The sequence below is a fragment of the Streptomyces sp. NPDC006458 genome (assembly GCF_040612135.1).
Lineage (GTDB): Bacteria > Actinomycetota > Actinomycetes > Streptomycetales > Streptomycetaceae > Streptomyces.
In genome coordinates this window covers 20,234-34,260 of record NZ_JBEXPR010000008.1, presented here as the reverse complement: position 1 = coordinate 34,260, position 14,027 = coordinate 20,234, and the positions used below count along the sequence as shown (strand labels likewise).

Here is a 14,027-nt window from a genome sequence, read left to right as displayed (position 1 = left end):
GCCGCCTACCCTTGATCGCCATGGCATCCACACGAGCCGGAGATCGCGGCACCCGCGTTCACGTGATCAGTGACGTGCACGGCAACGCGGCAGACCTGGCGCGGGCCGGAGACGGCGCCGACGCCCTGATCTGCCTGGGCGACCTCGTCCTCTTCCTCGACTACGCCGACCACTCGCGCGGCATCTTCCCCGACCTGTTCGGCACCGAGAACGCCCATCGCATCGTCGAGCTGCGCACCGCCCGCCGCTTCGAGGAGGCCCACGCCTTCGGCGCCCGGCTGTGGGCGGGGCTCGACGGCGACCGCGCCACCTTCATCGAGAGCGCGGTGCGCAAGCAGTACACCGAGCTGTTCGCCGCCTTCCCCCACCCGACGTACGCCACCTACGGCAATGTCGACATCCCCCCGCTGTGGAAGGACTTCGTCCGCCCCGGCGTCACCGTCCTCGACGGCGAGCGCGTGGAGATCGGCGGCCGTGTCTTCGGCTTCGTCGGCGGCGGCCTGCGCACCCCGATGCGGACCCCCTACGAGATCTCCGACGAGGAGTACGCCGCCAAGATCGAGGCCGTCGGCGAGGTCGACGTGCTGTGCACGCACATCCCGCCGGAGGTGCCGGAGCTCGTGTACGACACCGTCGCGCGCCGCTTCGAGCGCGGCAGCCGGGCCCTGCTGGCGGCGATCCGCCGTACTCGCCCCCGTTACGCCCTGTTCGGACACGTCCATCAGCCCCTGGTGCGGCGGATGCGCATCGGGGCGACGGAGTGCGTCAACGTCGGTCACTTCGCGGGCACGGGCCGCCCCTGGGCGCTCGAATGGTGACCGCTGGAAGGGGGTGAAGTCGGCAGGTCGGGGGCGCGGTAGCCTTCACGCTGCACACACGTGCGCACCACGACTTGCCCGACTTCCCTCCGGCCGGCATCCGAAGGAGCCACGACGATGGCGGAACACACCAGTTCGAGCATCACGATCGAGGCGGCACCGGCCGACGTCATGGGGGTGATCTCCGACTTCGCGCGCTACCCGGACTGGACGGGTGAGGTGAAGGAGGCGGAGGTCCTCGCGACCGACGGACAGGGCCGGGCCGAGCAGGTGCGGCTCGTCATGGACGCGGGCGCGATCAAGGACGACCAGGTGCTCGCCTACACGTGGAGCGGGCAGAACGAGGTCTCCTGGACCCTGGTGAAGTCCCAGATGCTGCGGTCCCTCGACGGGTCGTACGTGCTGAAGGCCGCGGGCGCCGGTTCGACCGAGGTGACCTACCAGCTCACCGTCGACGTCAAGATCCCGATGCTGGGCATGATCAAGCGCAAGGCCGAGAAGGTCATCATCGACCGGGCGCTCGCCGGACTGAAGAAGCGCGTCGAGTCCGGAAAGTAGCGCGTCGAGTCCGGAAAGTAGCGCGTCGAGTCCGGGAAGTGACGCGTCGAGTCCGGAAAGTAGCGCGTCGAGTCCGGGAAGTGACGCGTCGAGTCCGGAAAGTAGCGCGTCGGGTCCGGGAAGTGACGCGTCGGGTCCGGGAGCCCGGGAAGTAGCGTCGGGTCCGGGAAGTGGGTCGTCGGGTCCGGGAAGTGGCGTCAGAGTCCGGGAAGTGGCGCGTCCGCGCCGTCCCGGCGGCCGGGTGCGCGGTTCCCCCGCCTCGTCGCGGGTGCCCCGGTCCCCGTTCCCCGTTCCCCGCGCCTCTTCTCCGGCGTCTCGGTTAGCGTTCCTCCTCATGCGCACCATCCTGATCTTGGGCCCCGGCGGCGCGGGCCGTACGACCGTCGCCGCCGCCACCGCGCTCTCCGGGGCGCGCTCCGGACAGCGCACGCTCGTCCTGGGCGGTGACCGGACCGACACCCTCGGCGCGGCCCTCGGAGTGCCCACCGGACCCGAGCCCGTACGGGTCGGCGAGAACCTCACCGCCTGGCGACCCGATCCTGCGGCCGACTTCAGGGACGACCTCGTCGCCCTTCAGAAGCGCGTCGCCACCGGCCTCGACCTCCTCGGTGCCGCCCGCCTGGAGGCGGAGGAGATGACCGCGCTGCCCGGCGCCGAGGAGCTGAGTCTGCTGCGGGCCCTGCGGGACGCCGCCCTGTCGGACGCCCACGACCTGGTCGTCGTCGACCTGCCCCCGCTCGACCGGGGCCTCGCCCTGCTCGCCCTGCCCGGAGAACTCCGCCGCTATCTGCGGCGGTTGCTGCCCCCCGAGCGGCAGGCGGCCAGGGCGCTGCGCCCCGTGCTGGGACGGCTGGCCGGGGTGCCGATGCCTGCGGAGTGGCTGTACGAGACCGCGGCCCGCTGGGATCTCGAACTGGCCGCGATCGAGGCCGTCCTCGCCGACCGGAACACACATGTGCGGCTGGTCGCCGAGCCCACTCCGGCCGGCGCCGACGCCGTACGGACCGCGGGCCTCGGCCTCGCCCTGCGCGGACGGCGGCCCGAGAGACTGCTCGCCGCCCGGGTGCTGCCCGAGCGGGAGGCCGGGCCCGGCAGCTGGCTCGCCGGCCCCGTGGCGCAGCAGCGGAAGGTGCTGGAGGAGTGGCAGGGCGGACACGACGTGCGGCCCGTGGCGCACCTCGGCCGCGATCCGCGCGGGCGCGAGGACCTGGAGCGGCTGGAGGTGCCCGGCCCCCGCGACGAGACGTCCACGGTCGAGTGGCCGGTGGCCGACCGGCTCGCCGAGGACGGGGTGCTGGTCTGGCACATCCCGCTGCCCGGGGCCCGGCGCGAGGAACTGGACCTGATCCGGCGCGGTGACGAACTCGTCCTGAGCGCGGGCCGGTTCCGGCGGATCGTGCCGCTGCCCTCGGCGCTGCGGCGGTGCACGGTGGCCGGGGCGAGCCTGCGCGAGGAGGAACTGCGCATCCGCTTCGCGCCGGACCCCGGACTCTGGCCGGCCGGGCGGTGAAGGCGGCGCGCCCGTTCGGGTAACGTCGAAGGAACGAACCGTAGTCAGGAGCCCGCCATGAGCGAAGAGCACCCCACCGCGGGAGAGCGTCCGACCGCGGCCGACGCCGACGCCTGGGCGGCGGCCTGCGCGGAGGACCTCGCGGCGGAGCAGGCCCGGCGCCGGCAGCAGCACGGCACCCAGCCCGGCTCGGCCGCCGAGGAACTGCGCCGGCTCCTGGACACCGTCGCCGACAAGCTCACGGGACTGCAGTCCCCGCTGCTCGGCGCGGTCGCCGGACCCGCCGCCCAGCAGGTCGTGCAGCAGGTCGTCCAGCAGGCGAAGGCCGCCGTCGAACCCGTCATCGAACGAAACCCGGACGTCTTCGACCACCTCGCCTCCGCAGGCCAGGAACTCCTCGCCGCCTACCGCTCCGCCGTGCAGGGGCAGGAGAACCGCTGGACATCCCGTACAGCGGACTTCGAGAAGGACCCCGAGCAGGGCGAGGACGGCGGACCGGGGCAGCGCATCGACCTGGACTGACACCGCCCTGATGTCCAGCACCCGGGCTCCCGCCTGCCCGGCCGGTGGACGACGCCTGTCCCACGGCAGGGCCTCGGGTACGGTTGGCCGTAGCGGGGCTCGACCGAAACTGAGGGATTCATGGGACTCACCATCGGCGTCGACATCGGCGGCACGAAGATCGCGGCCGGCGTGGTCGACGAGGAAGGCAACATCCTCTCGACCTTCAAGGTGCCGACCCCCACCACGCCCGACGCCATCATCGACGCGATCGCCTCGGCGGTGGAGGGCGCGCGCGCCGGTCACGAGATCGTGGGCGTGGGCATCGGTGCCGCGGGATACGTCAACCGTCAGCGTTCGACCGTCTACTTCGCACCGAACATCGACTGGCGCAACGAACCGCTCAAGGAGAAGGTCCAGGCGCGCGTCGATCTGCCGGTCGTCGTGGAGAACGACGCCAACGCGGCCGCCTGGGGCGAGTACCGGTTCGGGGCCGGCAAGGGCCACCGCAACGTCATCTGCATCACGCTCGGCACGGGCCTCGGCGGCGGCATCATCATCGGCAACAAGCTGCGCCGCGGCCACTTCGGCGTGGCCGCGGAATTCGGCCACATCCGCATGGTGCCGGACGGCCTGCTGTGCGGCTGCGGCTCGCAGGGCTGCTGGGAGCAGTACGCCTCCGGCCGCGCCCTCGTCCGCTACGCCAAGCAGCGCGCGAACGCCACCCCGGAGCTGGCCGACATCCTGCTCGCGCTCGGTGACGGCACCCCCGACGGCATCGAGGGCAAGCACATCTCCATGGCCGCCCGGCAGGGCTGCCCGGTCGCCGTCGACTCCTACCGTGAGCTCGCCCGCTGGGCCGGCGCCGGCCTCGCCGACCTGGCCTCCCTCTTCGACCCCTCCGCCTTCATCGTCGGCGGCGGACTCTCCGACGAGGGCGACCTGGTTCTCGACCCGATCCGCAACTCCTACAAGCGCTGGCTGGTGGGCGGCAACTGGCGCCCGGTGGCCGACGTGATCGCCGCGCAGCTCGGCAACAAGGCCGGACTCGTCGGCGCGGCGGACCTGGCCCGGGAGCCCGACCCGATCATGTGAGCGCCTCACGGGGCGCGGCGCTGTGCGGCCACGCGGCTCCGCCGCGTGGGCACGACGAGCCACGGCGAACGGCCCGTCGCGTACGTCCGCCGCGCTCCGGCCCGGTGGGCGTACATTGACGACCATGGCGCCGCTCCCCAACTCCCGCACAGAGGCCGACGGTTCCGCAGTCATCCGGGTGCTCAGCTACAACGTCCGCTCCCTGAGGGACGACACCGACGCCCTCGTCCGGGTCGTCAAGGCCTGCACCCCCGACCTGGTCCTCGTCCAGGAAGCACCCCGTTTCTTCCGCTGGCGCAAGAAACTCGCCCGCGTGGCACGCGCCGCCGATCTGGTGATCCTCTCCGGCGGCGCGACCGCGGCCGGACCTGCGCTGCTCTGCGGTCTGCGGGCCACGGTCGAGCGCACGGAGGACGTCCTGCTCCCGCTCACCCCCGGCCGGCATCGCCGCGGGCTGGCCACGGCGGTGGTCCGCTTCGGCGGTGCCCGTCTCGGCGTGATCAGCTGCCACCTGTCCCTGGACCGGACCGAGCGCCACGAGCAGGGCGGCGTGCTTCTGGAGCGCCTCACCGCACTCGGCACCGAACACGTCGTCGCCGGCGGTGACCTCAACGAACGGCCCACCGGCCCCACCTTCCAGCGGCTCGCCACCGAGCTCCAGGACTGCCGGGCCGTGGCCCCCTGGGGCGCCGAGCACACCTGGGTCCGCGACGCGCCCCACCGCCGAATCGACGCGATCTTCGCGACCAAGGGCGTCGAGGTGCTGGGCTGCGGGGTGCCGCTCGGGGAGCCCGGGATCACCGGGGAAGACCTGAGGGCGGCCACGGACCACCTTCCGGTCCTGGCCGCCCTCAGAATCCCGGCGGGCTAGCAGCGCGTTTCCAGCGCCCCGACAGGCAGCGTTCGCCCCGTCCGAACGTTGCCCGCCTGGGCGCTAGACGACGGCCCCTCGCCCGGGGTCGTCGCCGTCCTCGTCGTCCGTCCGCATCCGCGCCACCAGCGTGGCGAAGCCGCCGAGGAACCCGCCGATGCAGAGCGTGGTCAGCCACCAGGTCATGTCCCAGCCCAGCACGACCGCCAGCAGAAGCAGCAGCGGGCCGCCGACCACGGCCAGCCAGGCGAACTTGGCGGTGGTGTCGGCGGCGGGCAGCGGCGGGGGCTCGGGCGGCTCGAAGTGGCCCTCGTCGTCCTCGTCGAAGTCTTCCTCGGCGGGCTCGGCGACCGCGTAGTCGCGCGGCCCGACGCCGGGGGCGAAGGACACCGAGCTGCCCAGGGGCTTCGGCGGCTCCTTCTGCACAGCGGGCGCCTCGCCCTCGCCGTCCGTGTTGGTCTCGGCCTCCAGGAGCGCCAGGTCCTCCACCGACTTGAACGGCTTGGAGCCCGGCGGGTCCGCCGGCTCGTCGCCGTACCCGGCGACGATCGCCGCCCAGGCGGCGGCCTCGTCGAAGGGCACGTTCTGCTCCTCCGGTCCGAGGCCGTCGCGCTCCTCCCGGTCCTCGCGCTCGGAGTCGTGCTCAGCCACCTGCCGCCGTCCCTTCCTTGCCGACACTGGGTGCGAGCCGGCCGATGAACGCGTAGCTCTCCTCGAAGATCCGGTCCGCGTCATGGTCCAACGTAGCGACGTGGTAGCTCTGTTCCAGCAGGATCTCGGTGACGTCGGTGGAGGACACCCGGCTGAGGATGCGGGCCGAGTCGGCGGGCGGCACGACATGGTCCTGTGGGCTGTGCAGCAGCACGAGCGGCTGCGTGACCTGGGGCAGCTCGCCGTCGACGAGCTGGAAGAACCGGCGCAGCGAGTGCGCGGCGTGCAGCGGCACCCGGTCGTAACCGACCTCCTCGCTGCCGGGCTTGGCGATGTCGCTGGCGATGCCCTTCGTCGTGCGCACCAGGTGCCGGGCGACCGGGAGGGCGTACGCCGACAGGCCGTGCACCTTGTTCGCCGGGTTGACGAGCACCAGGCCGCTGACCGCGTCGCCGTGCTTGGCCGCGAGGCGCAGGGACAGCGCGCCGCCCATGGACAGGCCGAACACGAAGACCTGCGTGCAGCGCGCGGTGAGGGCGCGCAGCTCGCGGTCCACCTCCGCGTACCAGTCCTGCCAGCCGGTGACCGCCATGTCCTCCCAGCGCGTGCCGTGCCCGGGCAGCAGCGGCAGGGACACGGTCAGACCGCGCTCGGCGAGGTACTCCGCCCACGGGCGCAGCGACTGGGGCGACCCGGTGAAGCCGTGGCACAGCAGGACGCCGACCTCCCCGCCTTCACGGCGGTACGGCTCGGCTCCAGGAAGGACCGGCACCTTCGGTCTCCTTGTTCATCAGGGGGCTGGGGATCGTGCTGTGGAGGCTGGGACCGGAGTCCAGGAGTGCTCCGGCAAGAGTCCAGGTGTGGTTCACCGTACGCGACCGCACGGACACCGACCAGGGTCGTCGGGCCACTCGCGGGACCTTGGGGTTAAGGTCTGATCCACAGACACAGGAGGCACTCGGTTGTTGTACGGCGCGATGAAGGTCACCATCGGGGGTTCGCTGAAGCTCGTCTTCCGGCCCTGGGTGGAGGGCCTGGAGAACATTCCCGCCGAGGGCCCCGCCATCCTGGCGAGCAATCACCTCTCGTTCTCGGACTCCTTCTTCCTGCCCGCCGTGCTCGACCGCAAGGTGACGTTCATCGCGAAGGCCGAGTACTTCACCACCCCCGGGGTCAAGGGAAGGCTGACGGCGGCGTTCTTCAAGGGCGTGGGCCAGCTGCCCGTGGACCGTTCCGGGGCGCGCGGGGCCGGTGAGGCCGCGATCAAGAGCGGCATCGACGTGATCGAGAGCGGCGAGCTGTTCGGGATCTACCCCGAGGGCACCCGCTCGCCCGACGGCCGTCTGTACCGCGGCAAGCCCGGCGGCCTCGCGCGCGTGGCGCTCGCCACCGGCGCTCCGGTGATCCCCGTCGCCATGATCGACACCGAGAAGATCCAGCCGCCCGGCAAGGTCGTCCCGAAGGTCATGCGCCCGGGCATCCGGATCGGCGAGCCGCTGGACTTCAGCCGCTACCGCGGCATGGAGCACGACCGGTTCGTGCTGCGGGCGGTGACCGACGAGGTCATGTACGAGATCATGAAGCTCTCCGGCCAGGAGTACGTCGACGTGTACGCGACCGCCGCCAAGCGGCAGATCGCGGAGGCGGCAAAGGCCGAGAAGGAAGCCGCGAAGGAAGCCGCCAAGGAAGCCGCCAAGGCCGCCAGAAGCAGCGACTAGAGGGGAATCCGGGGGTTCGGGGGAGTGGGCCGGTGGCCAAGCGCGTAAGAGTGATGAGGATGTCGGTCGAGCTGCCGCTGTGGCGTGCGCTGACCGCCTACCGGGTGCTGACCATGCTGTACGCGGTCGGCCTGTTCGCCACCGCGTACGAGGAGTTCACCCGCCCCTGGCTCGCCGTCGGCTACTACGCCGTGCTCGTGGTGTGGACGCTGACCACGCTGCCCCGCGTGCAGAACGCGGCGAGCTGCACCCGGCGGTTCCTCGCCGTGGACCTCACGATCGCGCTCACCGGCATCCTGCTCACCCCGCTCGCCGACGCTTCCGAGCGGATCGCGGACGGCGGCCCGACGCTGCCGTCGATCTGGACCGCCGGGTCGGTGCTCGCCTTCGCGATCAAGGGCGGCTGGCGCTGGGCGGCCGGCGCGTCCACGGCCGTCGCCGTCGCCAACCTCATCGAGCGCGGCCAGCCGGCCCGCGACACCGTCCACAACGTCGTCCTCGTCTGGGTGGCCGCCATCGCCATCGGCTACGTCGTCGAGGTGGCCCGCGCCTCCGAGCGCACCCTCGCCCGCGCCCTGGAGATCGAGGCCGCGACCCGGGAGCGGGAGCGGCTCGCCCGGGACATCCACGACAGCGTGCTCCAGGTGCTGGCCATGGTGCAGCGGCGCGGCGCGATCATCGGCGGCGAGGCCGCCGAGCTGGGCCGTATGGCCGGGGAGCAGGAGGTCGCGCTGCGCACCCTGGTCTCCGGCGGCCTGGTGCCCGTCTCCCGCGTGTCGGAGGACACCGCCGACGGGGCCGTCGTACGAGCCGTGGAGGAGCCGGACGACGACGGGCCGGTGGACGCGCGCGCCCTGCTCGCGCCCTTCGCCTCCGCCCGGGTCAGTCTCGCCGAGCCCGGCGCGCCCGTGCCGATGGCGCCCGCGGCGGCCCGCGAACTGGCGGCGGCGGTCGGGGCGGCCCTGGACAACGTCCGGGTGCACGCGGGGGAGGACGCCCGCGCCTGGATCCTGGTCGAGGACTGGCCCGACGAGGTGATCGTCACCGTACGGGACGACGGTCCGGGCATCCCCGAGGGCCGGCTCGCCCAGGCCGAGGGCGAGGGACGCATGGGCGTGGCCCTGTCCATCCGCGGACGGCTGCGCGACCTCGGCGGCACGGCCGAGCTGATCTCGATCCCGGGCCAGGGCACGGAGGTCGAGCTGAAGATACCGAAGGTCTCACGGGGGAAGGCGGAGCGGCGATGAGCGAACAGGGCCCGATCAAGGTCATGGTGGTCGACGACCATCCCATGTGGCGTGACGCGGTCGCCCGGGACCTGTCCGAGTCCGGCTTCGACGTGGTCGCCACCGCGGGCGACGGCGACCAGGCCGTGCGCCGCGCCAAGGCGGCCGCGCCCGACGTCCTCGTCCTCGACCTGAACCTGCCCGTCAAGCCCGGCGTCCAGGTCTGCAAGGAACTCGTCGGCCACAACCCCGCCCTGCGCGTCCTGGTGCTGTCCGCCAGCGGTGAGCACGCCGACGTGCTGGAGGCCGTGAAGTCCGGCGCGACCGGCTATCTGCTGAAGTCGGCCTCCACCGGGGAACTCCTGGACGCGGTGCGCCGCACGGCGGTCGGCGACCCGGTGTTCACGCCCGGCCTGGCCGGCCTGGTCCTCGGCGAGTACCGCCGGCTGGCCTCCGAACCGGCCCCCGCCGCGGGCACCGACAACGACGAGGGCGCGCCCCGGCTCACCGACCGCGAGACCGAGGTACTGCGCCTGGTCGCCAAGGGCCTGAGCTACAAGCAGATCGCCGAGCGCCTGGTCATCTCCCACCGCACCGTCCAGAACCACGTCCAGAACACCCTTGGCAAGCTCCAGTTGCACAACCGCGTCGAGCTCGTCCGTTACGCCATAGAGCGGGGTCTCGACGACGAGTGAGCCCGGCAGCCCCGAGTTCACCGGAAATGCCCGGCCCTGACCATGCCGAAGTGACCTGGGTCACGGTTAGCGTGTTGTCTGCATCACAGGTACACGGCACGGCACGCGCGTTCGGCACGTGCGCGTTCGGCATGGGCGGATTCGGCAACCGCGGCGAAGGGACTTTTCCATGCGGGTCGGAGTACTGACCGGGGGCGGCGACTGCCCCGGGCTCAACGCGGTCATCCGCGGCATCGTCCGCAAGGGCGTGCAGGAGTACGGCTACACGTTCACCGGCTTCCGGGACGGCTGGCGCGGTCCCCTGGAGGGCGACGCGGTCCGGCTGGACATCCCCGCGGTGCGCGGCATCCTGCCGCGCGGCGGCACGGTCCTCGGCTCCTCGCGCACCAACCCGCTCCGTGAGGAGAACGGCATCCGCCGCGTCAAGGAGAACCTCGCCAAGCTGGAGATCGACGCGCTGATCACCATCGGCGGCGAGGACACCCTCGGCGTGGCCGCGCGGCTCGCCGACGAGTACGGCGTGCCCTGTGTGGGGGTGCCCAAGACGATAGACAACGACCTGTCCGCCACGGACTACACCTTCGGCTTCGACACCGCCGTCGGCATCGCCACCGAGGCCATCGACCGGCTGCACACCACCGCCGAGTCCCATATGCGCGTCCTGGTGGTGGAGGTGATGGGCCGTCACACCGGCTGGATCGCCGTCCACGCCGGCCTCGCGGGCGGCGCCAACGCCATCCTCATCCCCGAACAGCGTTTCGACGTCGACCAGGTGTGTGCCTGGGTCACCTCCCGCTTCAAGGCGTCGTACGCCCCGATCGTGGTGGTCGCCGAGGGCGCGATGCCCAAGGGCGGCGACGCGGTCCTCAAGGACGACTCCCTCGACGCCTACGGCCATGTCCGTCTGTCGGGCATCGGCGAGTGGCTCGGCCGCGAGATCGAACGCCGCACCGGCAAGGAGGCCCGCACCACCGTCCTCGGCCACGTCCAGCGCGGCGGCACCCCCAGCGCCTTCGACCGCTGGCTCGCCACCCGCTTCGGCCTCCACGCGATCGACTGCGTCAGCGACGCCGACTTCGGCAAGATGGTCGCCCTGCGCGGCACGGACATCGTCCGAGTCCCCATCGCCGCCGCCACGGAACGCCTGAAGACGGTGGACCCGACCCTCTACAAGGAGGTGGGAGTCTTCTTCGGCTAGGCAGTGCGCTGGACGTGCCGTGACAGACGGTCCTTCGACCGCGGCGCCGTCGTGGCCGTTCGCGCAGTTCCCCGCGCCCCTCAGAAAGACGCTCGGATGGAGACGCCGGTCAGGGGCGCGGGGCTGTGCCGATGTACGGCTTCCGCCGCGAGGGCGCGGCCGGTCTCGTAGGCCACGCGGTTCCGCGGGAAGGGCGCCCCGAAGGAAGCGCTGGTCAGGGCGCGGGGCTGTGTCGATGTGCGGCTCCGCCGCGTGGGCGCGAGCAGCCCCGCAAACCCGCACGGATATATTCAACAGGTACCACCCCATACCCGGCCCAACCCCCGGAGGGACCCCGTGGAGATTCTCGCGTTCGGCGTCCAGGCCGACGAGAAACCCCTCATCGAACACGCCTTCAAGGGCCACCACGAGGTCCGTTGTCTCGACGTGTTCCTCAACGAGGACACCGCCCCCATCGCCGCCGGCTACGAGGTGATCTCCACCAGCGTCAACGCCGACCTCGGCCCGCGCGTGCTGCAGACCCTCGCCGCGGGCGGCACCCAGCTGATCGCCCAGCGCTCCACCGGCTTCAACAACATCGACCTGGCCGTGGCCGAACGCGTCGGCATGACCGTGGCGAGGGTGTCGTACTACTCGCCCTACTCCGTCGCCGAGTTCGCCTGGACCCTCGCGATGGCCGTCAACCGCCGCGTCGTACGCGCCTCCACCCGCACCCGCGACTTCGACTTCCGCCTCGACGGGCTGATGGGCCGGGACATGCACGGCCGTACCGCCGGCGTCCTCGGTACCGGCAAGATCGGCGAGGCCTTCACCCGTATCGCCCACGGCTTCGGCATGCGCCTGCTCGGCTGGGACGTCGCCGAGAACCCCGAGTGCATGCAGCTCGGCATGCGCTACGTGTCCAAGGAGCAGCTCCTGGCGGAGTCCGACCTGGTCACCCTGCACGTGCCCCTGATGCCGGAGACCCTGCACCTGATCGACCATGCCGCGCTCAGGGCGATGAAGGACGACGCGATCCTGGTCAACTCCAGCCGCGGCGGCCTGATCGACAGCGCCGCCCTCGTCACCGAGCTGCGCGCGGGCCGCTTCACGGGGGTCGGCCTCGACGTGTACGAGGCCGAGGCGGGCCTGTTCTTCCTCGACAAGTCCCTGCAGGCGGTCGAGGACGACACCCTGGCCCGCCTCGTCACGTTCCCGAACGTCCTGGTGACGTCCCATCAGGCGTACTACACCGAGGACGCCGTCCGCCAGATCATCGACGCCACGGTGAAGAACGTCCTCGACTACAGCGCGGGCCGCCGCTCGGAGAACGTGCTCGTGCCGCGCAGCTGACCCATCAGCTCCCGCACCACCACCGCCCCGTTCAGCGTCAGCACCGACTCCGGGTGGAACTGCACCGAGGCGAAGCCCGGCCCGCGCAGCGCGTGTACCTCACCGTTCGCGGCCCGGCTCACCTCGACGCCGTGCGCGGCCAGTTCGCGGGCCGCCTCGTCGTCGCAGCGGGCCACGAAACTGTTGTAGAACCCGACGGTCTCCGGCCGCCCGAACAGATCGACCACCGTCTGCGCCCCCTGGTAGGGCACGTCCTTGCGGACGATGTCCAGCCCCAGCTCGACCGCGATCAGCTCGTGGCCGAGGCAGACGCCGAGCACCCCGTGCGCGTGACCGCGGACCACCTCCGAAGTGAGCTCGCGCAGGAACCGCATCTTCGGGTCGGTCAGGTCCGAGGGGTCACCCGGGCCGGGGCCCAGCACGACCGGCCCTGCGTGGGCGCGTACCGCCGCCCGCAGGCCCGGCTCGTCGTAGCGCCGCACGGTCACCTCCAGGCCGCCCGACCTCAGCACATGCGCGAGCATCGCGGTGAACGTGTCCTCGCCGTCCACCACCAGCGCGTGCCCGGTCAGCTCCGCCGACCGTTCCTGCATCCGCAGCCAGAACGGCGCCAGCCCGGCCCGCCGCCCGTCCAGCGCCGCCCGCACCCGCGGGTCGTCCGCCAGCCCCGGCCGCGCGCCACGCGCCCCGGGCCCGGACGGCCGTACGCCCAGGGCCGCCAGCACCCCGGCCGCCTTCGCATGGGTCTCGGCGACCTCGCTCGCCGGATCCGAACCGCGCACCAGCGTGGCGCCCACCGGGACGCGCAGCCGACCGCCCGCCGAGATGTCCGCGGTGCGGATGAGGATGGGGGAGTCGAGGGTCTGGGTGCCGCCGGAGTCCCGGCCGAGCAGGGCGAGCGCACCGGCGTAGTAGCCGCGCCCGACCCCGTCCCGCCCGAGGGGCTCGTACCGCTCGATGACCCGGCAGGCGTTCTGCACGGGCGAGCCGGTGACGGTCGCCGCGAACATGGTCTCCTTCAGCACCTCCCGCACGTCCAGCGACGACTTCCCGCGCAGTTCGTACTCGGTGTGCGCGAGGTGGGCCATCTCCTTCAGCCGCGGGCCGACCACGACCCCGCCCATGTCGCCGACCGTGCACATCATCTTGAGCTCCTCGTCGACGACCATCGACAGCTCCTCGATCTCCTTGCCGTCGGCGAGGAAGTCCAGCAGATGCTCAGGCGTCGGGCCCTCGGCCGGGTAGCGGTAGGTCCCGCTGATCGGGTTCATCACCACCGTTCCGCCGGACATCCGGACATGCACCTCGGGGCTCGCCCCGACCAGCGTGCGCTCCCCGGTGTGCACCACGAACGTCCAGTACGCGCCCCGCTCGCCCGCCAGCAGCCGCCGGAACAGAGCGAGGGCGTCCGCCCGGGAGAACCCGGGGATCTCACCCTCGTAGGTCCGCCGGATGACGAAGTTCGCGCCCTCGCCCCGGCCGATCTCGTCGCGCAGCACCCGGCCGACGATCTCGCCGTACGCCTCGTCGTCCACGTCGAAGCGGCCCTCACGGACCCGGACCCCGTGCGCCGGGAGCTGGTCGAGGGCGTCCTGGAGGGACAGGGTGTGCGACTCCTCGGGGGTGAGCACCGAGAGCGGGGTGCCGTCGTCGCGGACGTCGAAGCCGCGCTCGCGGATCTGCCGGAACGGGATCAGGGCCAGGCCCTCGTCGGGGAGGTCGGCGAGCCGCTCGCAGGAGGCGACCGGGCCGAGCAGCACCTCGACGGTGTTCTCGTCATGGCCCGGCGTACGGCGGCGCAGCAGGGCGAACGGTCGGGGATCGTCGAGCAGGTCGAGCAGATGCATGGTCCGT

Annotated in this window: 14 protein-coding genes; 11 read left to right on the top strand and 3 right to left on the bottom strand. The window is 72.2% G+C overall.

The window, feature by feature from the left end; genetic code table 11:
* The first annotated feature begins 20 nt into the window (after window positions 1-20).
* The 6 genes from ABZZ79_RS12885 (at window position 21) to ABZZ79_RS12860 (ending at window position 5,353) form a co-directional block, all read left to right on the top strand.
* Window positions 21-818, top strand: coding sequence for a metallophosphoesterase (locus ABZZ79_RS12885; protein ID WP_356688965.1), 798 nt, complete (start codon window positions 21-23; stop codon window positions 816-818).
* 117 nt (window positions 819-935) lie between these two features.
* A complete protein-coding gene (locus ABZZ79_RS12880) occupies window positions 936-1,376 on the top strand; it encodes an SRPBCC family protein (RefSeq protein ID WP_356688964.1) in 441 nt (146 codons plus the stop codon).
* 334 nt (window positions 1,377-1,710) lie between these two features.
* A complete protein-coding gene (locus ABZZ79_RS12875) occupies window positions 1,711-2,886 on the top strand; it encodes an ArsA-related P-loop ATPase (RefSeq protein WP_356688963.1) in 1,176 nt (391 codons plus the stop codon).
* 57 nt (window positions 2,887-2,943) lie between these two features.
* Window positions 2,944-3,408, top strand: a complete 465-nt coding sequence (locus ABZZ79_RS12870; protein ID WP_356688962.1) for a DUF5304 domain-containing protein — start codon at window positions 2,944-2,946, stop codon at window positions 3,406-3,408.
* 120 nt (window positions 3,409-3,528) lie between these two features.
* Window positions 3,529-4,482: an ROK family glucokinase gene (locus ABZZ79_RS12865; RefSeq protein ID WP_356688961.1), complete on the top strand. Its 954-nt coding sequence runs from the start codon at window positions 3,529-3,531 to the stop codon at window positions 4,480-4,482.
* Between the two features lie 124 nt (window positions 4,483-4,606).
* Window positions 4,607-5,353, top strand: coding sequence for an endonuclease/exonuclease/phosphatase family protein (locus tag ABZZ79_RS12860; protein ID WP_356688960.1), 747 nt, complete (start codon window positions 4,607-4,609; stop codon window positions 5,351-5,353).
* 63 nt (window positions 5,354-5,416) lie between these two features.
* Here the strand turns inward: ABZZ79_RS12860 and ABZZ79_RS12855 are convergent, their stop codons facing one another.
* Window positions 5,417-6,004, bottom strand: a complete 588-nt coding sequence (locus ABZZ79_RS12855; RefSeq protein ID WP_356688959.1) for a hypothetical protein — start codon at window positions 6,002-6,004, stop codon at window positions 5,417-5,419.
* Entirely contained in the window at window positions 5,997-6,776 is a 780-nt protein-coding gene (locus ABZZ79_RS12850) for an alpha/beta fold hydrolase (RefSeq protein WP_356688958.1), read from the bottom strand. The genes ABZZ79_RS12855 and ABZZ79_RS12850 overlap by 8 nt, the downstream gene beginning before the upstream one ends.
* Before the next feature lie 205 nt (window positions 6,777-6,981).
* On the opposite strand from ABZZ79_RS12850, the gene ABZZ79_RS12845 reads away from it, so the two are divergent.
* The 5 genes from ABZZ79_RS12845 to ABZZ79_RS12825 all read left to right on the top strand — a co-directional run bounded on the left by ABZZ79_RS12845 (window position 6,982) and on the right by ABZZ79_RS12825 (window position 12,173).
* Window positions 6,982-7,722 carry a lysophospholipid acyltransferase family protein gene (locus ABZZ79_RS12845; RefSeq protein WP_356688957.1) on the top strand — a complete coding sequence of 247 codons (741 nt, stop codon included), beginning with the start codon at window positions 6,982-6,984 and terminating at the stop codon, window positions 7,720-7,722.
* A gap of 32 nt (window positions 7,723-7,754) precedes the next feature.
* Window positions 7,755-8,969, top strand: coding sequence for a DUF5931 domain-containing protein (locus ABZZ79_RS12840; protein ID WP_356688956.1), 1,215 nt, complete (start codon window positions 7,755-7,757; stop codon window positions 8,967-8,969).
* On the top strand, window positions 8,966-9,643 hold the full coding sequence (locus ABZZ79_RS12835) for a response regulator transcription factor (RefSeq protein WP_356688955.1): 678 nt from the start codon (window positions 8,966-8,968) through the stop codon (window positions 9,641-9,643). Before ABZZ79_RS12840 ends, ABZZ79_RS12835 begins: the two co-directional genes overlap by 4 nt.
* A 169-nt stretch (window positions 9,644-9,812) precedes the next feature.
* Complete coding sequence (locus ABZZ79_RS12830; protein WP_356688954.1) at window positions 9,813-10,841, top strand: 6-phosphofructokinase; 1,029 nt, start codon at window positions 9,813-9,815, stop codon at window positions 10,839-10,841.
* A gap of 336 nt (window positions 10,842-11,177) precedes the next feature.
* Entirely contained in the window at window positions 11,178-12,173 is a 996-nt protein-coding gene (locus ABZZ79_RS12825; RefSeq protein WP_356688953.1) for a 2-hydroxyacid dehydrogenase, read from the top strand.
* On the opposite strand, the gene ABZZ79_RS12820 is transcribed toward ABZZ79_RS12825, so the two are convergent.
* Window positions 12,125-14,020, bottom strand: a complete 1,896-nt coding sequence (locus tag ABZZ79_RS12820; RefSeq protein ID WP_356688952.1) for an anthranilate synthase family protein — start codon at window positions 14,018-14,020, stop codon at window positions 12,125-12,127. The two genes, ABZZ79_RS12825 and ABZZ79_RS12820, sit on opposite strands and share 49 nt — an antisense overlap.
* Window positions 14,021-14,027: the final 7 nt, after the last annotated feature.

Excerpts from the sequence above, each read along its gene's own strand:
- ABZZ79_RS12885 (WP_356688965.1), top strand. The coding sequence starts at position 21 with ATGGCATCCACACGAGCCGGAGATCGCGGCACCCGCGTTCACGTGATC.
- ABZZ79_RS12880 (WP_356688964.1), top strand. The coding sequence starts at position 936 with ATGGCGGAACACACCAGTTCGAGCATCACGATCGAGGCGGCACCGGCC.
- ABZZ79_RS12875 (WP_356688963.1), top strand. The coding sequence starts at position 1,711 with ATGCGCACCATCCTGATCTTGGGCCCCGGCGGCGCGGGCCGTACGACC.
- ABZZ79_RS12870 (WP_356688962.1), top strand. The coding sequence starts at position 2,944 with ATGAGCGAAGAGCACCCCACCGCGGGAGAGCGTCCGACCGCGGCCGAC.
- ABZZ79_RS12865 (WP_356688961.1), top strand. The coding sequence starts at position 3,529 with ATGGGACTCACCATCGGCGTCGACATCGGCGGCACGAAGATCGCGGCC.
- ABZZ79_RS12860 (WP_356688960.1), top strand. The coding sequence starts at position 4,607 with ATGGCGCCGCTCCCCAACTCCCGCACAGAGGCCGACGGTTCCGCAGTC.
- ABZZ79_RS12845 (WP_356688957.1), top strand. The coding sequence starts at position 6,982 with ATGAAGGTCACCATCGGGGGTTCGCTGAAGCTCGTCTTCCGGCCCTGG.
- ABZZ79_RS12835 (WP_356688955.1), top strand. The coding sequence starts at position 8,966 with ATGAGCGAACAGGGCCCGATCAAGGTCATGGTGGTCGACGACCATCCC.
- ABZZ79_RS12830 (WP_356688954.1), top strand. The coding sequence starts at position 9,813 with ATGCGGGTCGGAGTACTGACCGGGGGCGGCGACTGCCCCGGGCTCAAC.
- ABZZ79_RS12820 (WP_356688952.1), bottom strand. The coding sequence starts at position 14,020 with ATGCATCTGCTCGACCTGCTCGACGATCCCCGACCGTTCGCCCTGCTG.